The organism is Streptomyces sp. CG4, from assembly GCF_041080655.1.
Lineage (GTDB): Bacteria > Actinomycetota > Actinomycetes > Streptomycetales > Streptomycetaceae > Streptomyces.
This window is the reverse complement of the sequence record NZ_CP163525.1, coordinates 9,908,957-9,930,623: the sequence shown is the minus strand read 5'-3', so window position 1 is coordinate 9,930,623 and position 21,667 is coordinate 9,908,957. Positions and strand designations below refer to the sequence as shown.

The 21,667-nt window shown below is 69.9% G+C and carries 17 protein-coding genes and 6 pseudogenes; 8 read left to right on the top strand and 15 right to left on the bottom strand.

What is annotated here, in order from left to right; translation table 11 throughout:
• Positions 1-570: 570 nt before the first annotated feature.
• Positions 571-924 (bottom strand): hypothetical protein, encoded by a 354-nt coding sequence (locus tag AB5L52_RS45175; protein WP_351578458.1) that lies wholly within the window; start codon positions 922-924, stop codon positions 571-573.
• A 244-nt stretch (positions 925-1,168) separates the two neighbouring features.
• On the opposite strand from AB5L52_RS45175, the gene AB5L52_RS45170 reads away from it, so the two are divergent.
• Complete coding sequence (locus AB5L52_RS45170) at positions 1,169-2,752, top strand: DEAD/DEAH box helicase family protein (protein WP_351766876.1); 1,584 nt, start codon at positions 1,169-1,171, stop codon at positions 2,750-2,752.
• Positions 2,753-2,948: 196 nt separating this feature from the next.
• Here AB5L52_RS45170 and AB5L52_RS45165 read toward each other — a convergent pair.
• A pseudogene (locus AB5L52_RS45165) lies at positions 2,949-3,257 on the bottom strand (Rieske 2Fe-2S domain-containing protein); the annotation flags it as partial.
• Between the two features lie 193 nt (positions 3,258-3,450).
• Here AB5L52_RS45165 and AB5L52_RS45160 point away from each other — a divergent pair.
• The gene (locus AB5L52_RS45160) at positions 3,451-4,989 is read left to right on the top strand and encodes a flavin-containing monooxygenase (protein WP_369368770.1); all 1,539 of its coding nucleotides are present in this window, start codon (positions 3,451-3,453) and stop codon (positions 4,987-4,989) included.
• Between the two features lie 205 nt (positions 4,990-5,194).
• Here the strand turns inward: AB5L52_RS45160 and AB5L52_RS45155 are convergent, their stop codons facing one another.
• Positions 5,195-5,731 (bottom strand): transposase, encoded by a 537-nt coding sequence (locus AB5L52_RS45155; RefSeq protein ID WP_369369081.1) that lies wholly within the window; start codon positions 5,729-5,731, stop codon positions 5,195-5,197.
• 183 nt (positions 5,732-5,914) lie between these two features.
• Between AB5L52_RS45155 and AB5L52_RS45150 the strand changes: the two genes are divergently transcribed.
• Positions 5,915-6,748: a neprosin family prolyl endopeptidase gene (locus AB5L52_RS45150; protein WP_351578469.1), complete on the top strand. Its 834-nt coding sequence runs from the start codon at positions 5,915-5,917 to the stop codon at positions 6,746-6,748.
• 366 nt (positions 6,749-7,114) lie between these two features.
• Here the strand turns inward: AB5L52_RS45150 and AB5L52_RS45145 are convergent, their stop codons facing one another.
• Positions 7,115-7,261, bottom strand: a complete 147-nt coding sequence (locus tag AB5L52_RS45145; RefSeq protein ID WP_351578472.1) for a hypothetical protein — start codon at positions 7,259-7,261, stop codon at positions 7,115-7,117.
• A gap of 156 nt (positions 7,262-7,417) precedes the next feature.
• On the opposite strand from AB5L52_RS45145, the gene AB5L52_RS45140 reads away from it, so the two are divergent.
• Positions 7,418-8,710: a hypothetical protein gene (locus AB5L52_RS45140; RefSeq protein ID WP_351578537.1), complete on the top strand. Its 1,293-nt coding sequence runs from the start codon at positions 7,418-7,420 to the stop codon at positions 8,708-8,710.
• Positions 8,711-8,834: 124 nt separating this feature from the next.
• On the opposite strand, the gene AB5L52_RS45135 is transcribed toward AB5L52_RS45140, so the two are convergent.
• Positions 8,835-10,202 carry a hypothetical protein gene (locus AB5L52_RS45135; RefSeq protein ID WP_369368769.1) on the bottom strand — a complete coding sequence of 456 codons (1,368 nt, stop codon included), beginning with the start codon at positions 10,200-10,202 and terminating at the stop codon, positions 8,835-8,837.
• Between the two features lie 454 nt (positions 10,203-10,656).
• On the opposite strand from AB5L52_RS45135, the pseudogene AB5L52_RS45130 reads away from it, so the two are divergent.
• From AB5L52_RS45130 to AB5L52_RS45120, 3 genes and pseudogenes are all read left to right on the top strand, one after another.
• Positions 10,657-11,499 (top strand): annotated as a pseudogene (locus tag AB5L52_RS45130) (heavy metal translocating P-type ATPase); the annotation flags it as partial.
• Positions 11,498-11,707, top strand: a pseudogene (locus AB5L52_RS45125) (ArsR/SmtB family transcription factor); the annotation flags it as partial. The pseudogenes AB5L52_RS45130 and AB5L52_RS45125, both read left to right, overlap by 2 nt.
• Complete coding sequence (locus AB5L52_RS45120; RefSeq protein ID WP_369368768.1) at positions 11,704-12,177, top strand: ATP-binding protein; 474 nt, start codon at positions 11,704-11,706, stop codon at positions 12,175-12,177. The pseudogene AB5L52_RS45125 and the gene AB5L52_RS45120, both read left to right, overlap by 4 nt.
• A gap of 147 nt (positions 12,178-12,324) precedes the next feature.
• Here the strand turns inward: AB5L52_RS45120 and AB5L52_RS45115 are convergent, their stop codons facing one another.
• From AB5L52_RS45115 to AB5L52_RS45085, 7 genes are all read right to left on the bottom strand, one after another.
• Positions 12,325-13,806 carry an NADH-quinone oxidoreductase subunit C gene (locus AB5L52_RS45115; protein ID WP_369368767.1) on the bottom strand — a complete coding sequence of 494 codons (1,482 nt, stop codon included), beginning with the start codon at positions 13,804-13,806 and terminating at the stop codon, positions 12,325-12,327.
• 4 nt (positions 13,807-13,810) lie between these two features.
• Positions 13,811-15,403, bottom strand: a complete 1,593-nt coding sequence (locus tag AB5L52_RS45110) for a proton-conducting transporter membrane subunit (RefSeq protein WP_369368766.1) — start codon at positions 15,401-15,403, stop codon at positions 13,811-13,813.
• Complete coding sequence (locus AB5L52_RS45105) at positions 15,403-16,095, bottom strand: hypothetical protein (RefSeq protein ID WP_369368765.1); 693 nt, start codon at positions 16,093-16,095, stop codon at positions 15,403-15,405. The genes AB5L52_RS45110 and AB5L52_RS45105 overlap by 1 nt, the downstream gene beginning before the upstream one ends.
• On the bottom strand, positions 16,095-17,051 hold the full coding sequence (locus AB5L52_RS45100) for an NADH-quinone oxidoreductase subunit H (protein WP_351032829.1): 957 nt from the start codon (positions 17,049-17,051) through the stop codon (positions 16,095-16,097). Before AB5L52_RS45100 ends, AB5L52_RS45105 begins: the two co-directional genes overlap by 1 nt.
• A 10-nt stretch (positions 17,052-17,061) precedes the next feature.
• Positions 17,062-19,095, bottom strand: coding sequence for a proton-conducting transporter membrane subunit (locus tag AB5L52_RS45095; RefSeq protein WP_369368764.1), 2,034 nt, complete (start codon positions 19,093-19,095; stop codon positions 17,062-17,064).
• On the bottom strand, positions 19,092-19,574 hold the full coding sequence (locus tag AB5L52_RS45090; protein ID WP_351578494.1) for an oxidoreductase: 483 nt from the start codon (positions 19,572-19,574) through the stop codon (positions 19,092-19,094). Before AB5L52_RS45090 ends, AB5L52_RS45095 begins: the two co-directional genes overlap by 4 nt.
• A gap of 185 nt (positions 19,575-19,759) precedes the next feature.
• Positions 19,760-20,110 carry a metalloregulator ArsR/SmtB family transcription factor gene (locus AB5L52_RS45085; RefSeq protein WP_351578497.1) on the bottom strand — a complete coding sequence of 117 codons (351 nt, stop codon included), beginning with the start codon at positions 20,108-20,110 and terminating at the stop codon, positions 19,760-19,762.
• A 214-nt stretch (positions 20,111-20,324) separates the two neighbouring features.
• Between AB5L52_RS45085 and AB5L52_RS45080 the strand changes: the two genes are divergently transcribed.
• A complete protein-coding gene (locus AB5L52_RS45080) occupies positions 20,325-20,510 on the top strand; it encodes a hypothetical protein (protein ID WP_369368763.1) in 186 nt (61 codons plus the stop codon).
• A 133-nt stretch (positions 20,511-20,643) separates the two neighbouring features.
• On the opposite strand, the pseudogene AB5L52_RS45075 reads toward AB5L52_RS45080, so the two are convergent.
• The 3 pseudogenes from AB5L52_RS45075 to AB5L52_RS45065 all read right to left on the bottom strand — a co-directional run.
• A pseudogene (locus tag AB5L52_RS45075) lies at positions 20,644-21,003 on the bottom strand (anti-sigma factor antagonist); the annotation flags it as partial.
• A gap of 36 nt (positions 21,004-21,039) precedes the next feature.
• Positions 21,040-21,306, bottom strand: a pseudogene (locus tag AB5L52_RS45070) (ATP-binding protein); the annotation flags it as partial.
• A pseudogene (locus AB5L52_RS45065) lies at positions 21,292-21,612 on the bottom strand (glyceraldehyde 3-phosphate dehydrogenase NAD-binding domain-containing protein); the annotation flags it as partial. The pseudogenes AB5L52_RS45065 and AB5L52_RS45070, both read right to left, overlap by 15 nt.
• Positions 21,613-21,667: the final 55 nt, after the last annotated feature.

The window sequence follows — 21,667 nt, the reverse complement described above, 5'->3', positions numbered from 1 at the left end:
GCTGCGATACCCCGCGTGCGTGAGCGGCGGTGAATCTGGGCGATCTGCCTGCGCGGGCCGCGAGGAATCTGGATCACGAGTGGCGTGGTGGACTGGTCTGACTGCAATGACCCTGACGAACTGCGTATCCGGCTCGATGTAGCTCTGCAGGAGAACGCGGAGCTCCGCGAGGAACTCGCTCAGGTCAAGGCCGAGAACGTGCACCTACGTGCGTGCCTGGGCAAGAGCGCCCCCACGGTGCCCGCGGCGCTGCCGCCCGTGGCCGACCCCGTCCCCGCCCAGCCCGCCGTCGGTGTTGGCGGACTGCCGTACGCCGACGCTACCTCCGGTACCGCGGCGAAGATCGCGCTGTTCCGGATATTGTTCGCCGGACGGGAGGACGTCTACGCGAGGCGCTGGGTTAGCTCCAGAACCGGGCGGACCGGTTGGAGTCCGGCAGAGGACAACCCGTTCGACAAGGCCAAGGACGAGGCGGACCGGGTGTTCTGGCCGCTGACCGACGAGACCGTCTACGGCCACCTCGACCCGTCCCGTCAGGGTCGCAGCGAACTGCACATCGGCCTGTACCCGCTACTGGCCGACGATACCTGCCGACTGCTCGCGTGCGACTTCGACGGCAAGGACGGCAGCGACTGGCGCGGCGACGCCACCGCGTACGTCGCTGCCTGCGACGACGCCGATGTGCCGGCCCTGCTGGAGATTTCCCGCTCCGGGAAGGGCGCGCACGTGTGGACGTTCTTCACCGCACCGGTCGCCGCCGCCACGGCCCGCGCGCTCGGCATAGCCCTGCTGCGACGGGCGATCGACGCCCGCGGGCAGATGGCGCTGTCCAGCTACGACCGCTTCTTCCCTGCGCAGGACTTCCAGCCGGTCAAGGCCAAGGGCAGCTTTCGGTTCGGCAGCCTGATCGCGTTGCCGCTGCACGGCGTCTCCCGCTCCACGGGCACGACCGTCTTCGTGGATCCCGCTTCCTGGCAGCCCTACCCGGACCAGTTCGCCCACCTCTCGCGCACCGAACGCCTCACGCCGGCCAAGGTCGAGGCGCTCGTCGAGAAGCTCGGCCCGGTCAAGGCCGGGCCGTCGGCGACCGCACCCGAGCTAGGGGCCCAGGCCCCGCAGGAAGGCCCTGGGCAAGGCGCCGGCCACGGTTCCCGCACGGCTGGCCGCCATGCTGGCGATCTCCACCACCGGGCTGCCCCCGCAGCTCCTCGCGGCGCTCAAACACGCCGCGTCGTTCCACAACCCGGAGTTCTACCGCAAGCAGAACCAACGTTTCTCGACCTGGAACACGCCCCGGCTCATCTGCGGCTTCGACGCCACCGACCCGGACTGGCTCAAGCTACCGCGCGGTCTCGCCGACGAGGCCGCCCAGCTGATCGCCGCCGCGGGCGGCACGCTCACCATCACCAGCGACCTGTCCGAACACCCCGAGATCACCGCGCGCTTCACCGGCGAACTGAGCGACATCCAGCAGCAGGCCGTCGAGGCGATGACCCCACACCCCGCCGGGGTCCTGGTCGCTCCTCCCGGCTCCGGAAAGACGGTCATGGCCTGCGCTTTGATCGCCCACCACCGTGCGCCGACGGCCGTGGTCGTCAACCGCAGCGAGCTGCTGGACCAGTGGAAGCAACGCCTCGCCGCGTTCCTCGATCTCGGCGACGGCCAGGTCGGCTCGCTGGGCGGCGGCAAGGACCGGCGCGGCCACGTCGTCGACCTGATCATGCTGCAGACCCTGTCGCACCGGGATGCGGCGCCTGACCTGCTCGACGGATACGGCCTGGTCATCGTGGACGAGTGCCACAGTGTGGGAGCTCCGGGCGCCGAAGCGGCGGTCCGCGGCGCGAAGGCCGGCCGCTGGATCGGCCTGTCCGCCACCCCGTATCGGGCGGACCAGATGGACCCGGTGATCACGATGCAGTGCGGCCCGATCCGCCACGAGATCGAAGACGCCAGCACGTTCGCCAAGCACTTTATCGTCTACCCCACCACGTTCACCACCGACGAGCCGGGCAACGACGGCGCCTCCTTCCAGGCCATCTACACCGAACTCGCGAACCACACGAACCGCAACGCCCAGATTGCCGCGGACATCGCCAACGCTGCCGCACGCGGCCGGTGCAGCCTGGCCCTGACCAACCGTGTGGAACACCTTCACCAGTTGGCCGGCGCCCTCAAACCGCACGGCGTCGAACCCCTGATACTCCACGGCGGGCTACCGCCTGCCGAACGAGCCCGCATCCGCGCCACTCTGGCCGAAGACACCGCCGAGCCGCTGGTGCTCCTGGCGATTGACAAGCTTGTCGGCGAGGGCTTCGATCAGCCTCGGCTCGATACGCTCTTCCTCACCAGCCCGATCTCCTTCAAGGGGAGAGTCATCCAGCAGGTCGGACGGATCACACGCAACACCGAGGCGAGGAAGTCCCACGTCGAAGCGCACGACTACCTCGACGCCGACGTCCCGCAGCTAGAGCGCATGCACCACCGGCGCCGACGCATCCTCGAGCGCCGTGGTTTCACCACGACCCCGCTCGAGAAGCTGCCCATGCCTCCATCGACGGCTCGCCCCGCCGCACCGGTTGCCACGGCCATGATGACGCGTCCCGCGCCGACCGTCGTGGAGGTCCGGGCCTGGGCCCGCGATCAAGGGATGGAAGTACCGGCCCGGGGCAAGCTCCGCCAGGCGATCTGGGACGCCTGGCACACCGCTCACCCAGAGCAAGGGAAAGGGCAAGGAGCGAAGCCTCCATCCTGACCTGTCGCTCGCCTGACATCCATCGGAAGCGCCGGGCCGAGTTCCTTCCCGGCCACACTCCGGCCTGGGCGGTGTCGGGGACTTCCCAGCTGGGCGGAGCGCCGTCCGGTTCGTACCAGGCGAAGAGGAAGCCGTTGCGCTCGCTGATGGTGTGGTGCTGCAGGCGGGCGCGCGGAGGCGGGCCATGGGGCGTGCCGACGCAGGTGCCATCGGGGGCGAAGGCGAAGCGATGGAAGGGGCATACCAGGTTTTGCCCCTCCACAGTGCCGCCTGCCCCCAGATGAGCGCCCAGGTGCGGGCAGTAGGGATGCACTGCGCGGGGCCGGCCGTCGCGGGTGCGGTAGAGGACTACGTCCTCGTCCATGAAGCGGCGGGTCAGGACATTGCCGGGGGCCAGTTCTCGTGACCGCGCCAGGCAGAACCAGCCACTGGGGTAGGGCAGATGCCGCCCCGGCTCGTCGACGGCGGCGTGTGGACCACGAGACGTGGGCAGTTCGTCCCTCATCGTCATGGTCGGCAGCCAAACACGAGAAGACGCAGTGAATTCAGCCCACCCGGCAAGATCACTCATATGAGGTATCCAGCGGTCGTACCACCATGAATGATCACGGATAACACTACGATCGGTCGCTCTGGGTAAACAGTTGGAGCGGTTCGGCATATGTGCCGGGACGCTCACGAGCCAGACGGGGGCACCGGTGGCCGACGCCAGTATGGACAACCATCGCCATGAAGCGGAAGTCGTCGTCATCGGGGCCGGCCTCTCCGGCGTGGCCGCCGTGATCGCGCTGCGCCAGGCTGGCTTCGACGACGTCGTTGTGTTGGAGAAGTCCGGTCGCCTCGGCGGGACCTGGCGCGACAACACCTATCCCGGATGCGGCTGCGACGTACCGTCGGTCCTCTACGAATACTCCTTCGCACCCCACTCGTGGAGCCGGGGCTTCGCCGACCGGTCCGAGATCCTCGACTACCTCGACACCACCGCGGCAACATACGGCGTGGACAAGGCGATCCGCTACGACACCGAGGTGCTGAGCAGCCGCTGGCAGCCGGGAGCGCACTGCTGGAACCTGCAGACCACCTCGGGCACATACGCCGCCCGCGTCGTGATCGTCGCCACCGGCCCCTGGCACCGGCCACGCCATCCCGACATCCCCGGCCTCGGCACCTTCCCCGGCACCGCCTTCCACTCCGCCCGGTGGAACCACGAAGTGGACCTCACCGGACGGCGCGTCGCAGTGGTGGGCGCCGGAGCGTCTACGGTCCAGTTCCTGCCGGAGATCCAGCCGAAGGCGGCTCATGTCGACGTCTTCCAGAGCACAGCACAGTGGGTACTTCCGAAACCCGACTACCCTCTCCCTCCGGGTCTCCACCGCTTCTTCGAACACCACCCGGCAGCACGCCGCGCACTACGCGGCCTGCACCACTGGACCCAGGAAGCCGTCGGGGTACCCCTGCGTCACCCCCACCTGCTGTGGCCCTTGGAGGCCTTGGCCCGCTTCCACCTGCGTACGTCGGTACGGGATCGAGCCCTGCGCCGGGCCCTTACTCCTGACTACCGCTTCGGCGGCCGCCGACTGATCACCTCGGGCGCCTACTACGCCGCCCTCACCCGGCCCAGCGTCCGGCTGCATCCCACCCGCGTGACCGCCGTGGAGGGCTCCGACGTCATCGGCGCCGACGGCACCCGCACCCACGCCGACATCATCATCCTCGCGACCGGATATCACATCGGCGACATCCCCCTGGCCCCCCATCTGCACGGCACCGAAGGCACCTTGGCCCAGACCTGGGCCGACAACCGCCGCGCCTACCTGGGCACCAGCGTCAGCGGATACCCCAACCTCTTCCTGCTCATCGGCCCTAATCTGCTCACCGGCACCACCGCCGTCCCCACCGTCCTCGAAGCCCAACTCCGCTACATCACCACCGCCCTCAACCACCTGCGCACCAGCGGGGCGACCACACTGGATGTCAAGCCCGAGGCCGAAGCAGCCCACCAGCAGGCCCTGCACAGAGCGCTGCGCAACACCGTCTACAACACCGCCGGCGGCACCGGCTACTACTTCGGCCTCCCGGGCATCAACACCTTCTGCTGGCCCTGGTCGACCGCCAGGCTCGTCAAGCGCCTGCACGCCTTCGACCCGGAGCTCTACACCTGGTCGCTGCCGCTGCCGGCCCAGGCCGGTGCCGAGCGGGACGGACTGTCGGCCAGCCCGTCGAGCCGACTCCAGTAGGTCCCGGTCACGCCCGGCGACGGCGCGGTGGCGGGGTAGAACTGGCGGATCCCAGCGGCGCCAGACGATTAAAGGCCCGCCCCCTCCCACCACTACGGGGACCGGGAGCGCAACGCCGTCCGCAACCGCGTCGCCGGTGCAGCCCGCTCCGGCCGCAAGCTCGCCCGATGCGGCCGCTACCTCCACCATCCTCCTTGATGATCTTTCAGAGCATCCTGCCGCCGAGCCGTCCACGTTCCAGGTGACCAATGATGTTCATCTGGAGGGACTTGACTGGCCCCAGTGGGGCGCACAGACAGCGAACGGCACCGGCACACTGAAGATCAACACCTGTGAGCCGGACTGTGCAGAAGGCACTACCCGTGTGGTGCAGGGCCCTCGGCTTCAGGTGCGGGGCATGGGAATCGATCAAGGACAGCGTTACTACCAGCAGTACCGGATCATCGATGGAGAGTTCTCCTATCGGGCCGGGAGCCTTCCCGCCACTGCACCGGCTTCGCGGCCCGCTTGCCGGCCTCGATGACCAGCTACTTCTCCGTCTGGGCCGGCTCGGGGTAAGTGGGCCGGGGCCGGGGCCGCGGCCGCCGTAGGGCGGGATGTGCGGCCGTGCCGCTTCCGGCTGGGCGGTGGTCGTGGTGGCGATGCCCACGACGTAGGTGAGGCCGCGTTCTTCCAGGCCCAGCCGGACCGCGGCGGCATCGCCGTAATCGAAGCCCGGCAGCCGTCCGCGGCGTGAACGCATGTGCAGGCGGGCAGCGTTGCGATCCTCCTTCTCCGGGATCTCCACACACAGAGGCATTGCGTATCCTGCGCGGCCACCGCTAGCTTAAATGCCTTAGTAAGCGGGCTTAACACTGCACTTAACTCCTGGGCTCGACTCCCCCTGCCCAGCACGTCAGTCACACTCGCTGAATGGACCCCCCACATGCGAATACGCAGAACGATCCTCAGCATCGCCACTGTGGCGGCCACGCTCGGCCTGCTGACCGCAACCCCGGCCATGGCCATCGCGGCACCCTTCGATCGTCTCCACCCGCAAGGCGCACCCTCCATCGCCGCCCCGGCCAACCATGCCGCGCCTGTCTGCTGGTTCGGAGCATGCTTCGACTACGTGACGGGCCGCCAATACGCCAACGCGGTGGGCGCGTCCATCCGCATGCTCCAGGCAGCCCCTGCCGTGGAGCCCGGCGACACTGGCTCGCACTCACTGCAGGAGCTGGCCGTGCAGTCCAGCGACCAGAAGTCCACTGTGGAGGTCGGCTGGACCGTCGACCTCGGTCTGAACGGCGACCTGCTGCCGCACCTGTTCGTCTATCACTGGGTCGACGGCCAGGAGAGCTGCTATAACGGCTGCGGCTTCGTCCAGGTCTCCGACACCGCCACGGCGGGCATGGCCCTCGGTGTCGGCGAGGCAGCCGACTTCAGCATCCAGAACGTGGCCGGCGACTGGTGGATCTACTATAACCAGCAGGCTGTCGGCTACTTCCCGGGCTCACTGTGGAACGGCAGCTACACACGCGCCCAGACCATCAGCGCCTTCGGCGAGGTGGCTCATGCGGCCGGCGCCACCTGCGAGTCCATGGGCAACGGCCGCTTCGGCAGTGCACCCGACTCCAGCTGGATCAGCGACTTCCACCTGCTGGGCTCCAGCGACCCCTCCCAACTGACCGTCACCGCGACCAGCCCCGAACTGTACGACGCCGGGGAGACGACACCCACCTCTTTCCGCCTGGGCGGTCCGGGGTCCGGCCCTTGCTGACAACCGATCAGCCCCCGCCGTCCTACCACCTCTGGTGAGCCTGAGCGGAATCGGTCAGAGGTGCTGTTCGCGACAGTTGGCTCCTCACTGGATCAAGTGGTGGCGAACCGGCCTGCTCCCCACCCACGAATCGGTGACGTGGGCCGGGGAGTGGTGCGGACTGGAGTCGTCCGCGCGGAAGGGCGGTCGCCGACATGGTGTAACGGATTCTGGATGCTCCAGTGCCCGATCCAAGAAGAGCGGAGCTTATGCTCGCACGGATCGTCCTCCAACACCTTGCCTGGCGCCGTGTCCGCCGGCTTACCGCAGTTGTAGGCGGCCGCGATGTTGCGCCGGGCGGAGGTTGAGGGTGTCATCCTGCAGCACTCACACCGACATCATGCCCGAGCCCGAGCCGCCGGACCCGCCGCACGCGGACCTGGACAGAACGAGTGTCGAGGCCGAGACGGCGATGGTGAAGGCTTCGCGCTGGTAGCCGAGGCTCTCCCGGTACTGGCGGGAGGTACCCGTCACGCCACCCACTGGGACCGCCAACTCACCCTGCGGCCAGGGCACTGCACGAAGTCCTCCACACCAACCACACCGCCCAGCAGGACCATGCGTGGCAGGCGACGAGGTACGCTCTGCGAACGGCGACCGCGCACACCCAACACCGCGTTGGCGGACCTGATGCAGACGGGAGCGGTCGGAAATGCCCAGCTTGCGCGACGAGTCAACGCCGTCGGCCGCGAACTGGGGCTCACCCTGCACTACGACAAAACGACGGTCTCGCAATGGCTGAAGGGGAGCATCCCGAAGCCCGAAGCGCGCCCGGCCATGGTCGAAGCGCTCTCCCGCTTCCTTGGACGGCCCGTAACGTCGTCGGAACTCGGCTGGCTGGCACAGGCCACCGAGGAAACCAACATAGTGGCGGGAGTGATGGAGCTAAGCCGGTCGGACATGGACCCGTCCAGGCGCGGTGTCCTCGCGGGCAGCCTGTATTCGGCGGCCCTGCTGGTACCGAAGTTCGAGAACGTCAACGGGGTACCGACGGCGACACCGCAGGCAGGGCGCACCCTGCACATCGGGGCGTCGGACGTGGAAACGGTCCGCACGATGACGGACAAGATCGCTGACATCCTCGACACCGTGGGCGCAGGACACGCCCGCCCGATGGCCGCCGCCTTCCTGCTGAACACGGCCGGACCGTACCTACGGGCTTCCGGAACGGAGCGGGTGCAGCTCGGCATGCGGGCGGCCGTCGCGGACCTCGTGTACTTCACGGGGTGGATGGCCATGTACGAGGAGAGGCAGGGTCTAGGACAGCGCTACTGCCTCAAGGCACTCAAACTGGCCGGGGCGGCAGAAGATCACATCACCTACTGCCGGACGCTGCGCGGCATGTCCCTTCAGGCCTGCCACCTTGGACACGGCAAGAAGGCGTTGGACTTGGCCGACGCGGCGGCCGAGGCAGCGCCGGCGGCTGGGCCCCGCCTGGTGGCGTTCCTACGAGGGCAACAAGCGGCCTCAGCCGCGATGACCGGCGACAGGCGTACCGCCCTCGCCCGGCTCCGCGAGACCGAGACGGCGCTCGCTCAGGCAGACAACCGGCGCGATGCCGTCGGCGGCTACGACGAGGTCGCCTACCACTTCCACGTAGCCGGAGTGCGGTGGCATCTCGGAGACCAGGAGGCATCCATCCGGGCCCTACGCCAGTCCAACCGAGCCCGCTCCCCGCAGGAACGCCAGGGCCGTCTTCACTGCCTCGGGGTCGTCGCGGAAAGGCAGTTCGCCATGCGTCACGTAGAGGCCGCCGCCACCACGTGGGCTGAGTTCCTCGACGAACACATGGCTCTCAGCAGCGCCCGCGGGCACGAGCACCTGAAGACGTTGTTGTCCTCCGTTCCCGCGTACCGGGGGGTGCGAGCTGTGCGGGAACCTGAAGAGCACGCTCGCCATGTGGCAGCCCTCAAGGCGGCCTGATCGGCCCAGGCGCACCAGGCGCCGCTCCCATCCGGGAGCTGCCGAGGCGTGCGCCCCGGACGCGGGACACGGGCGCGGGCCGCGTCCAGGCCCTCGTTGGTGCCCTGGAGGAGTGGGTCCGTTGTCAGGGCCGTGCTTGGAAGTGGGGATTTGCGCCCATGGCGGCGAGGGCGCGCTGCGAGGCAAGGTCCTTGTTGAGGGTGTAGTCGCAGGAGTCTTTATGGGCGTGGTCGTTCCAGTACATGACGGCGCGGATCTGCGGGTGGGCGACCACGTACTTGGTCATCACGTTGATGTACGAAGGCCGGACGTCGGGGTTGGTGAAGGGGACGCTGCCCCACTCCGGGATGAATACCGGCTTGTCCTTGGCATGGGCTGTGCTCCAGGTCAGTGCCGGGCCGAAGACGGCATCGGGTTTCGTGGCGCTCTTGGCTGGGTCCAGGTAGTGGCCACTCTTCTGCTTCGTGCAGCCGCCAGACACGTAGCCGTCGGCCCCGACCGCGTCCACGTACTTGGCGCCGGGCCAGAAGCCGTTGGCGACGCTGGACTGATGGAAGCCGCTCGCGGTGAGGATCCACACCCAGTGCAGGTGGCCGCCGGTCTGGGCATTGAGGCGTGCGTGGGCAGCCAGTTGGTGCACATGGCGCCAAGCCGCGACGAACTGTGCCGAGCTCCCCTTCCCAGCGTCGATCTTGGCGTTGGGTTCGTGGCTGAACGACACGTAGATGGCGTTCAGGTGGTGGGCTGTGGCAGCGGTGTTGACCGCGCGCAGGAATTTCAGCACTACGGTGTCTGATGTGCCTGCGGCGATCGACCCCCAGTCCCGGTTCTTTCCCGTGCCGAGACTGGTCAGCAAAGTGGCTCCGGAATGCAGGGCGCTGGACTCGTCCGTAGAGGGAAACGCGCTGGCGGTGTCGATGGTGTCGTAGGTGCGCACGATCGCCGGCGAGCGGCCGAGATGTGTCAGACCGGACAGCTGCGCGTCGCCGCCGAACAGCACACCCGACGATGCCACGGTCGATCGGGAAGTCCCCAGCATCGACGAATCCGAACTGGTCAGCGCCGCTGCGGCGGGGGGCGCTGCCCCGGAGGCATTCGGGGCTCCATGGCCTGAACAGCCGGCAGCGGCCACTGCGACCACGGCGACAGACGCAGCAGCGGACATCACACGCCGACGGCTGCTGGACACCCGGGACACACTCATAACTTTCCTCGCCTCGTCCGGAAGCTGCCGCAGCCGTACTTTGCCGGCCACGGGAGAACGCAGGCTGGCAGTCTTCTTTGTGAATTCCTTGTGGATCTCAAAACCACTTCCACGCGCCGCCTCTCCCGCCACATCCGATGCCACTGATAAGCCGACTTGCGGCTCACCCGAGGCTGCCTGCTGTCCCGATCGTTCCAGTACTTCCCAGGCCATCAGCAGCGTCTCGTCCTCACCAACCGAGTACGGCGCGGTGTCCATCAGACTCCGCACCACAGGGTTCTCAACCACGGCCGCCTCCTTGTGCTACTGCCAGGATCAACTGATCCGGCATTCCGCTCGTGTTGGGGCAGCCGCATGCCGGATACCCGTTGCCTTCCGCGTGCCTCTTCACGCTGACTCCTCGGCGACGGCCTGTCATGGGGTCTTACGGTCTGGGAAACGCCGATCGGACCTACAAGCCGATCTGGCCCGTCGGCGCTCGGGCGTCCGGTGTGCCGTAGCCACGGGCCCACATGAGTGGCAACAGTCACATCAGCCTCGGCTGTACTGGGCCCTGCGTGGCTGTGGCGGCATCGCACAAAGGCCTTGCGGCCCTCCGGCGGAGCCATACGTCCCCTGCCGCAGTCGTAGGTGCGGCGATGTGATGGACGGAGCCAGTACTCGCAGATCGCCAACGCAGGACGGCACGAGGTGTGCCATGTATCGCTTCGCCAGTCCAGCACGGTCGTCCCCAGAGGCGCCGATGGCCCCGCCGCGGCTCGAACCCGTGCTGTTGGCGGCCACCTCGGCTGCGCTGGTCGCGGGCGGTGTCGCCTGGCTTACCGGCAACGGTGACCTTGCCGACCTGTTGTGGGGCCTGGGAGCCCTGTCCGCCGTCCTCCCGGCGGTGGGCTGGGGGTGGCCGCGCTGCGGCGCGGACGGGCGGGCGTCGATCTGATCGCCGTCCTGGCCCTCGGCGGCACCCTGGCCGTCCACGAGTTTCTGGCCGGTGCCCTCATCGCGTTGATGCTGGCGACGGGCCGGACGCTGGAGGCTTCGGCGCGGCGGCGTGCCTATCACGACCTGCGGGCCCTGCTGGAACACGCGCCGCGATCGGCCCGGCGTCGCACCGAAGCCGGCGTGGCCACGATTCCGCTCGCGGAAATCGCCGTCGGTGGCCTGCTGGTCGTGGGGCCGGGCGAGACGGTTCCGGTCGATGGGCGTGTGGAAAGCACCGCCGCGGTCCTGGACGAGTCGGTACTCACGGGGGGAACCCCTGTATGTCGGCCGGGCTCGGGGCGAGCCGGTTCGCAGTGGCGTGGTCAACGCTGGGGGAGCCTTCGGCCTGCGCGCCACGGCGACCGAGCAGGACATTACGTACGCCGGGATCGTACGGCTGGCCCGGCAGGCCGGCGCCGAGTCCGCGCCCGTCGTACGGCTGGCCGACCGCTACGCGGCCTGGTTCCTGCCCCTGTCCCTGGCAGTGGCCGGGACTGCCTGGCTGGTGAGCGGCTCCGCGACGCGGGCGGTCGCGGTACTTGTGGTCGCGACCCCGTGCCCCCTGCTGCTGGCGGCGTCGGTCGCCGTAGTGTCCAGACTCTCCCGTCGAGCCGTCGAACCTGTCCCAGCAGCTCGCCGTACTGCGCCACTCGGGCATCGTGACCGCTGCGCGTACCGGCTCGACAGTGGTGTACGAGCTCGCGGGCGGGGAAGTGGCTGAGTTGCTCGCTGCCGCGCGGCGGATCCTGGCCACGCTGCTGACCGGTCGGCAGGGTCTGCTGGACGAGCTGCGAGCGTCGGAGTCGGCGCGTTGAGCGGCAACGGCGGGTTCCGGCTGCCGTGGCGGCGCGGCAGGTCGGTCGCGGCCATCGAGCATGTGCTGCCGTCGGCGCAGCGGCACATCGCCTCGTTCAGGTTGGGGCCCGCGGCGGTCAGGCGAGCCCGGGAAGCGGTGGCCGAGCACCTTCTTGCGGCCGGTGTCGCACCGGGTTCGGCCTTCGCGGATGCAGTGCTGCTGGTGACCAGCGAGCTGGTGGTGAACGTGCTGCGGCATGCTCCTCGGTCGCCAGTGGTGGACGTAGGCATCACGGTCGCGGCCGGGCAGCTGGTCATCAGCGTCGCAGACGCCGAGCCCGGGCTCCCAGACCTCAGCGACGCGGGCATGGGCTCGGAGCTACGGATGGTGGCCGAGCTGGCCGCCCACTACGACGGCGATGTCAGCGCGGATCCCGCCATGGACCACGACGGCAAGGTCGTCCTCGTGCGGTTCAGGACGCCCTCGTAGAGGCGTGGACATCAGTGGACATCACATGAAGCAGGGAGACGACACGGTGACCGACGAAGCGGCTGACCAGCGCAGCGCGCTCCTGCACGACGACGGATGGCACGACGAGCACCTGCACTCCCTGGTGGAGGGCGACATCTGAGAGGCTCAGAGATCGTTGCCCGCGTACGACAGATTGAAGCTCTTGTTGGTCAGCGGGAAGTCCGGAACGATCGTGTCCGCCAACGCCACCGGCAGCGCGGGCCAGTTGAAGAAGGACGGGTCGACGGGCTTGACCCGGGCCAAAGTGCCGTCGGGCGCGAGTTCGACACGGGTGGCGATGGTGCCGCGCCAGCCCTCGACCAGGCCCACTCCGGTGCTGGGGCCCGCGCCAGGCGGCGGCTGGGGCGCGAGCACCGCTGCGCGGGTCTCCAGGCTGTCGGCGAACTGCTCGATCAGGGCGAGGGAGGTCTCGATCTCCTCTGCGCGGACCAGGAAGCGGGCCAGGACGTCGCCGGTGTCGTGGACGGGTACGTCGAGCTGCGCACCGTATCCGGTGAAGGGGTGCGCCACGCGGGCGTCGTCGGCGATGCCGCTGGCGCGGGCGACGTAGCCGAGGCAGCTGATCTCCCGGGCCGCGGGTGTGTGCAGAATGGCCGTTCCTGTGAAGCGGTCGCGGACAGTGGAGTGGCCGAGGGCTAGGTCGGCAATCTCGCGGATGTCCTCACCGATCGCCTTCAGCCGACGCCGGTCGGGCAGCGCGCGCACGATCGCGCCGCCGGGTACGACACCGCCGCGCAGCAGCCGGTGCCCCGTGACCTCTTTGTTGAGGCGCAGGAGTTGCTCGCGGACGCGTTGGGCGTGGGCGTTGAGGATGCCGTGGCCGACGTCGTTGCAGAGCATGCCGAGGTCGGCGACGTGGTTGTGGATGCGTTCCAGTTCGAGGAGGAGCGCGCGGGCGCGCTGGGCTTCTTCTGAAACCTTCGTGCCGTTGGCCTCTTCGACGGCCAGGCAGTAGGCCAGGGCGTGGCCGACAGCGGTGTCGCCGCTGATGCGTTCGGCCAGCGGCAGCCCGGCGGCGACGGTACGGCTCTGGAAGAGTTTCTCGATGCCCTTGTGGACAAACCAGAGGCGGGCCTTCAGCTTGAGGATGGTCTCGCCCACCACCGAGAAGCGGAAGTGGCCGGGTTCGATCAGTCCGGCGTGCACCGGGCCGACCGGGATCTCGTACACGCCTTCGCCCTCGACCTCCAGGAAGGGGTACGGCCCTTCCTGCTCGCCGAAGGTCGGCGGGGGCCCGGCGTCCGGGTGCATCGGGTACCAGCCGCGGGGCCAGTGGAAGTGTCGTACGAGGCGGTGGGGCAACGGGTGGTCGAGGGGGACGATGCCGAACAGGTCGCGCATCTCGCGTTCGAACCGGCCTGCGGGGAAGGAGAGATGGGCGAGCGTGGGTACCTCGGGCCGGTCGGGGTCGAGGCGGACGTGGAGTTCGGTGCGGGTGTCGGGCGGGCCGCAGACGAACAGGTACACCACGCGCAGGCCGCCGTCGTCGTGGTGGGCGACGATCAGGGCGAGCCGGTGACCGGCGTCGAGCAACTCTGCCGCGCGTTGCGGTAGTTCGGTGATGCCGATCTCGTGTGAGGCGCGCATCGTTTCAGCCTCCGATCGTCTGGGCGGCGGCGCGCAGCAGGTCGGTGAGCGGTCCGGTGGCGACGCCGAGGACGGCGCAGGCGGCCAGACCAAAGCCAAGGGCCCACACAGCAGATGGGCTCTCCTCGGCCGGCATTCCCGGTCCCAGCAGCATTCGGGCTGTGCGGGTGGCGAGCGCGGCGAAGGCCAGGAGTACGAGCAGCAGGGCCGCCGCAGTGGCCCAGCTCAGGCCGGTGCCCGCGGAGAAGCCAGCCCGGGCGATGCCGAGTTCGGAGGCGAAGAGGCTGAAGGGCGGGAAGGCCATCAGCGCCACGATCGCGAGCCCGAACGTCCCGGCCAGCGGCGGTGCCGCGGCGATCAGGCCGCGTACTCGTCCGATCCGTGCGGTGCCGGTCAGCTGGAGGATGCGGCCGGAGGCGCAGAAGGCGACGGACTTGGCGAGGCCGTGGCCGGCGATGTGCAGCAGCGCGGCGGCCAGGGCGAGCGGGCTGCCGATCGCCGCGGCCAGGGCGATCAGGCTCATGTGCTCCATGCTGGAGTAGGCGAGCATGCGTTTGTAGTCGCGCTGGGCGAGCAGCAGGCCGGCCGCCAGGGCGAGGCTGAGCAGGGCGATCCCGGCGAGCAGGACGCGGGTGAAGTCGATGCCGAGAGCCGCGTTCGCGATGACCCGGTAGCGCAGGATCGCGGCGAAGGCCACGGAGAGCAGCACGCCCGACATGAGTGCGGAGACCGGGGCGGGTGCCTGGCTGTGGGCGTCGGGCAGCCAGGCGTGCAGCGGGATCAGACCGGCCTTGGCGCCAAAGCCGAGCATGACGAGAGTGATGCCGAGCCGCGTGGCCGCCGGGTCGAGGCGATCGGCGCGGGCGACGAGCGTGGGCCAGTCCAACGCCCATGCCTCGGCAATACCGGCCTGCCGGGCCGCGTAGTAGATCAGGACGGTGCCGAGGAAGGCCAGCGCGATGCCGGCCGAGCAGATCACCACGTACTTCCAGGCGGCCTCCACCGAGGCGCGGGTGTGGCGGTGACCGACCAGGAACGCGGTGACGATGGTGGTGGCCTCGACCGCGACCCACAGCACGCCGAGGTTCGCGGTGACGACGGCCAGGCACATCGCGGCCAGGAACGCCTGGACGAGGACGTGGTAGCGCCACACGGTCTCCTCGCTCGCCCGGCCGGCGTCCCGTTCGCCGCGCAGATAAGCGGGGGCTGACCCGCAGGCGATCAACGCGACGCCTCCGACGACCAGCAGCATCCAGGCGGTCAGCGCATCGGCGCGCAGCAGGCCCGCGTACGCCCGTCGAGGTCCGCCGTCGATCACGTCCGTCGCGAGCAGGCTCCCACATGCAATGATCACGGCGGGTGAGACAAGAGCGGGCCAGTCCCGCACATGCCGCTGGGGTACCTGGACAGGCTCGGGTGTCTCCGCCACCACGACGTAGCCCCGTGCGGACGCCTGCTGCCGGGCCTCGGTGAGCGTGGTGGCGAATGCTGCGACGGTCGAGCGGGGGCGCAGACCGGTCAGCGCGTAGGCTCCGGCGGCCAGCAACGGCACGGCCGTGGGCGCGGCCAGCAGCAGTGCGGAAGCGGTTGGGCTCATCAGTCGTGCAGCTCCCGCAGGTCGTCGATGTCGGTGGTGCCGAATGCCGCCCGCATCCGGGTGGTGAGGATCTGCAGCACCAGCACCGCCAGCAGTACGTCGAAGGAGACGCCGAGTTCGACGATGAGCGGCACCCCGGAGATCGCCAGGAACGCGGTGGCGGTGATCCCGTTGTCCAGCAGCAGGAAGCCGACCACCTGGGCGAGCGCCCGCCGGCGGGTCACCAGCACGAAGAAACCGATCAGGACGACGGCGAGGCCGACCGGAAGAGCACGCGTGGCGGGCGTCGGGTTCAGCTCGGTCAGTGGGCGGGCCACCGCGTAGGCCAGCAGGGTAAGCAGCGCTGCGGTCAGCAGCGAGGCGGCGACGTTGACCAGCGGCTGCGTCTCCCGGGTCTCCGCTGCCGCGGTGCCGTACCGCTGCCGGTCCGCTGTGAGCGCGGCCAGCGCGCGACGCATCAGATACGGCAGAACGCCCGCCCTGAGCACGCCGATGCCGATCCCCACGCCGACCAGATCCCACCGCTGTTCGTGGGCGCCGAGGAGCACGACGACGACGGCGAGGGCGATTCCCTGGAGGGCGAAGATCCGGACGATCGCGGTCAGTTCGCGCACCCACAGCACGATCACGGCCGCGAGCAGGAAGGCGCCGCAGGCCAGGTCGAGGAGCTGGGTATACAGGCTGCCGGTCATCAAACTCCGCTCAGGAAGTACGAGGCGGTCACCGCGAGCAGCGCCAGCAGGAAGGAGCCGGCGAGGAGTTCAGGCACCCGGAACAACCGGACTTTGGCCCAGAACACTTCGGCCGCCGCGAGCACCGCGCCCAGGAGCGTGAGCTTCGCCGCGAACAGGACCAGCGCCACGGCGAGGGCCGCCCAGGAGGGGCCGGTGGCGATGCCCCAGGGCACGAACAGGGACGACAGCAGCCCGAGGAGCAGGGTGAGCCGCATCTGGGCGCCGAGTTCGACCAGCGCCAGGTCGGGGCCCGCGTACTCCAGCACCATCGCCTCGTGGATCATCGTGAGTTCGAGGTGGGTGGAGGGGTTGTCCACCGGGATTCGCCCGGTCTCGGCCAGCACCGCGACCGCGAGGGCGGCGGTGGCCAGCAGGCCCGCCGGGGAGGCGAGGCGGGCGGGCTCGTCGGCGGCGCCGTGGACGATGGCCGGGATGTTGGTGGTGCCGGCCGGTATCGACAGGGCGAACACCGACAGCAGGAGGGTCGGTTCCACGAGGGAGGCGACCGTCATCTCCCGGGAGGCGCCCATCCCGCCGAACGCGGTGCCGGTGTCCAGCCCGGCCAGGGCCAGCGCCATGGTGCCAAGCGCGATCAGTGCCACCACCACGATGAGGTCCGCGTGCCCGCTCACCGGGGTGTCGGTGGACAGTAGCGGCACGAGCGCGGCATTGACCACGGTGGTGGCGACCAGCAGGGCGGGGGCGGCTCGGAAGGCGGGTCCGGTGCCCACGGGTGTGATCGGTTCCTTGCGCAGCAGTTTGCGCGCGTCCCGCCAGGGCTGGAGCACTCCGGCTCCGGCTCGGCCCTCCAGGCGGGCCCTCACCTGCCGCATCCACCCGGTCAGCAGCGGCGCCCCCGCGGCGACTACGGCGATCTGGCCGGCCACGGCCACGTATCCGACAGCGGTACTCATCTGTTCGCTCTCACCAGCCCACCGCCAGGATCAACAGCAGGACGACCAGGCCGACGAAGCCGTAGCCGAGATAGAGGTGGACGCTGCCGCCCGCCAGCCGCCGCGCCTGCTGCCCGGCCCCGGCCAAGCCCCGTAGTACGGGCTCGTAGAGCCGGTGTTCGATCCGGTCGGGCACCCGGCGTTGGAAGCGCACCCGCTCCACCAGGTACGCCGACTCCCGCACCGGGGTGACGTTCAGGTCCTGTTCGGGGGCGAGGATGTCGTCGAAGACCCGCTGGAGCGGTTCGGCGAACGAGGTGGCGGTGTAGGCCATGCGCGGTGTCGGTGCCCCGCCTCCGCAGTCCCACAGGCGGGCGTTCACCCGGCGCCTCCGCCGTCCGTACAGCCGGGGCAGGCCGACTGCCAGCATCAGCGCGGCGGTGAGGGCGGCCACCACCCACACCGGCGACAGCGTCGCGGAGATGCCGGCGAGCCGCACCTTCAGCCCGCCGCCCGACAGCGCGCCACTGCCCGGCAGTCCGACCGCGCCCACGGCCCGGTCGAGGCCGTCGCCCAGCACCCCGGGCACCAGTGCCAGGGCCGCGCACCCCGCCCCGAGCAGCACCATGCCTACGCGCATGAGCAGCGGCGCTTCCTTCGCGCCCGCTGCCTGCGGGCTGCGCGGTCGGGCGAAGAAGCCCACCCCGAGTGCCTTGACGAACACGGCCGCGGCGATCCCGGCCGAGAGCGCGATCAGTGCCACCGACAGCGGCAGGACGACCGCCACCGCGACGCCCGGCACCGCCAGGCCGTGGATCAGGGACTGCAGCAGCAGCCACTCACTAATGAACCCGTTGCCCGGCGGCAGCGCCACCGCGCCGAGCGCGGCCAGCGCGAACAGCCCGGCGGTGGCCGGCATGCGGGGGCGCAGCCCGCCCAGCCGGTCGAGGTCCCGTAGGCCGGTGGCGCGCAGCACCGACCCGGCCGCGCAGAACAACAGAGCCTTGAACGCCGCGTGGTTGACCACGTGCAGTAGCGCCGCAGCCAGCGCCAGCGCGGCCAGCGGCGGGTTGCCGTAGGTGGCGAACAGGCCCGAGGCACCCAGCCCGATCAGGACCAGGCCCATGTTCTCGCTGGTCGAGTACGCCAGCAGGCGCTTGAGGTCGGAGGCCATCGCTGCCTGCAGGATGCCGTACACCGCGCTGGCGCCGCCCGCCGCCATCAGCCCCAGCCACCACCACGCAGGCCCGCCGCCCAGCAGGTCGAGGCCGGTGCGGACGACACCGTAGATGCCTAGGTTGACCATGGCGGCGCTCATCAACGCCGAAACGGGACTGGGCGCTTCCGGGTGCGCGCGCGGCAGCCAGGCGTGCAGCGGCACCGCACCCGCCTTCGACGTGAACGCCGCGGCGACCAGGACGAACACCAGCCCGCGGACCGTGGGCGACACAGTGTGCGCGCCCGCCCGCAGCGCGGCGAAAGTCTCCCCGCCCGCCTGCGCGGCGAACAGCGCGAACCCGACGAGCAGCAGCACCAGTCCCAGGTGCGTCATTACCGCGTACCACACGCCCGCCCGCCGCACCGAAGCCCGCTCCCGGTGCTCGGCCAGCACCAGCAGCAGCGAGCCGAGCGCCATCAGCTCCCACAACGTCAGGAACGTGGACACCGACGCCGCCACGGGCACCAGCACCAGGGTGAGCGCGAACAGCGGCAGCACCGCCTGCGCCGTACGTGAGCCGAGCCCGTGCGCGCCGTGCCCGGCCGCGTAACCGATGCCGTAGATCGCGACGGCGGCTACGACCGCTCCCGCCACGGCCATGAACAGGCCCGCCAGCGCATCCACCGCCGCATGCGCCCCGACCAGCGGCAGGAGTCCGGGGAAACCGGCCGTCCAGCGGCTGCCGCCCAGTGCAGCCACACCCGCCGCACAGCCGCCCACCCCCACACCCGCTGTCAGGACACCCACGACCGCAATACGCAGCCGGTACGGCAGCAAGCATCCGGCCAGCGCGCCCGCGCCACCCAGTGCGGTGGCCGTCGCGAGGGCGGCCGGGATCACGCTCACCGCCCCGTCACCCTCCTGAGCGCGGCAACGATCTCCCCCGGCTCCGGCGGGCACCCGGGGACCTGGACGTCCACTGGTACGACGTCGGCGACGGCACCCTCTACGCCGTACCCGCCCGCAAACTCCCCGCAGTTGATCGCGCAGTCCCCCACCGCCACGACCAGCCGCGGCTCGCCCATCGCCGCCACGGTACGCCGCAGCGGCTCCGCCATGTTCCGGGTCACCGGACCGGTCACCAGCGCCACGTCCGCGTGCCGGGGCGAGGCCACCAACCGCGCCCCGTACCGCTCGGCGTCGTACACCGGGTTGAAAGCCGCCGCGATCTCGATCTCGCAGCCGTTGCAGGAGCCGGCGTCCACGCACCGCACCTGCACCGAGCCGCCGAGTTCCCGCGCCTTCGCCGGCACGTCGCCCTGTGGGCGTGGCGGCGCGGGCTCGGCCACCCGGCCGGTGGTGCGGATCTTGCGCAACAGGCCCATGAGCCCCTCCCTGAACGGTGAGGACATCTCCGCAGGTGATCAACGAGTCACACGACTTCAGTTACGGCGCTTTCCCGGTGCTTTACCTCGGTGGCGAACCCTCGCCGGGGAGGGAAGGCGGCCGCCTCCCGCACCACAGAGCGCTGTCAACCCTGAAGGAGACGGCCGCCGTTCAAGGGCCGTCGCTACGACGGCGGTTTCCCCTCGGCCTGTGCCGCTTGCAGGTCGGCGAGCAGTTCGGCCTGGCCCGCCAGCACACCCGACAGGATCGTGCGTGCCACCCGCAACAGCTCGGCCACGTGCGGGCTGGTCAGCGAGTAGTACACCGTGGAGCCCTCCTTGCGGGTCACGACCAGGTTCGCCCGCCGCAGCACGGCCAGTTGCTGTGACAGGTGCGCCGACTCGATCCCCACCTCGGGCAGCATCTCGGCGACCGCGTGCTCGCGCTCGCTCAGCAGCTCCAGGACGCGGATGCGCGCGGGGTGGCCGAGGGTTTTGAAGAACTCGGCCTTCAGCTGGTACAGCGGCATGCTCACCGTGCCGTCCCCTTCCCGACACAACACCACGGCCCCACCGGCCGGGCTTCGGCGCATCGCATCCACCCACTCGTCAAGAACATGCGGCCCATCCTCACGTGCGGCACCGGCCAGGCCGAATCCACACCGGGGAGCGAAGCCGCCGAATCCAGCGGTGATGACCTCAGTAATTGCTAAGATTAGCAATTACTGAGGTCTGGTGAGGGAGGTTTGCGTGAGGATCACTCCGCTGCACGGTTTCGGCGTCACCTGGCTCAAGTGCCCCGCCTGCCGTCTCAAGTGCCGCCCCACCGCCGTCGGCCCGGACGGCGCTTGCCCGCGCTGCGGCGAGCCCCGCCTGCTGAAGCTGTCCCTTGGCGGCCATCCCGATCGGCCGGCCCCGGACACGAACCGCGACTGACCCACGCACGCTCGGCGAGCCGGGTCCCCGTACGGGACGGCGACGACGCCTTCGCCTCGGGGTAAGAACCGATGAGAGGCCAGTCGCCCGGCGTGTCTCCATCCGGCCATCCCGTGGTGCGCCACTCGTGGCGCCCCTCCATCTGTTCCCCGTGCCCTGCGCTGTGCGCGGTGAGCGCGGCAGCCAGGTCGGCATGGACCGGGACGGTGGGGCGGTCGCCGTCGGGGACGAGGGACCCGCCGGCGGGAATGGCGGCCAGCTCCAGACCACGGCTTGCCTGGGCGAGACGGCGTGCGGCCTCGGTGATCGCCAGCTGTCCCTCGGCCGACCAGCTGCGCAGCTCGGTCAGATCGACGATGACCGGGCCGGTGCCACGTGCCAGAGCCCAGCCGACCGCGCCGGTGATGCGGTGGACGGCCTCGGGGCCGAGGTACCCGGCGACGGAGAGGATGCCGAGGTTTTCCTCGGCGGTGTAGCGCCAGTCAATGGTCAGGGTGGTGAACTTCCTTGCGCGGATGGACCGTTGAGGTCAGAGGGGGTGGGTGATCCAGATGCTCTTGCCCTTGCTGTCGGCGTCGCTGCGGACCACCGCGGTGCCGCACAGCCCGAGCACCAGCTCCATGACGATGCCGAGTGCGCCCTCTCCGGTTCCGGAGACCGATCCGTGCAGCGGCGGCTGGTAGGGGTGGCGGTCGTGGACAGCGAAGGCCAGGCAGTCCCGGCCCGCGGCGTAGAACACGGTGAGCTGCAGGGAGAGGACCGCGGCGTGCCGCACGATGTTGGTGACCAGCTCGCTGCGATGGCGGTCGTAGGTGTCGTCGTTGACGCCCATCACGATGGTGGTGTCCACGTCCTTGCCGGGCGCCGACAGGAGCACGGTGTGCGTTCCCGCCTTCAAGTGCAGCGCGGCGGATTCGCGGTCGCGGAAGCGACCGTTGGACTCGATGACGATGTCGGCTCCGTAGTCGGACCAGTGCAGGGCGGCCGGGTTGCGCTCGGCGGTGACGTGGATGAGCCTGCCGTCGGCAGTGAGGGAGCTGTCGTCGTGCTGGATGTAGCGTCCGATGCGGCCGAAGCCGTTGATGCCGACACGTACGGTCATGGTGGTGGACTCCTCTGCGGTAGGGGATCCGGGGCGGGCCGTGGCCGTCGGGATC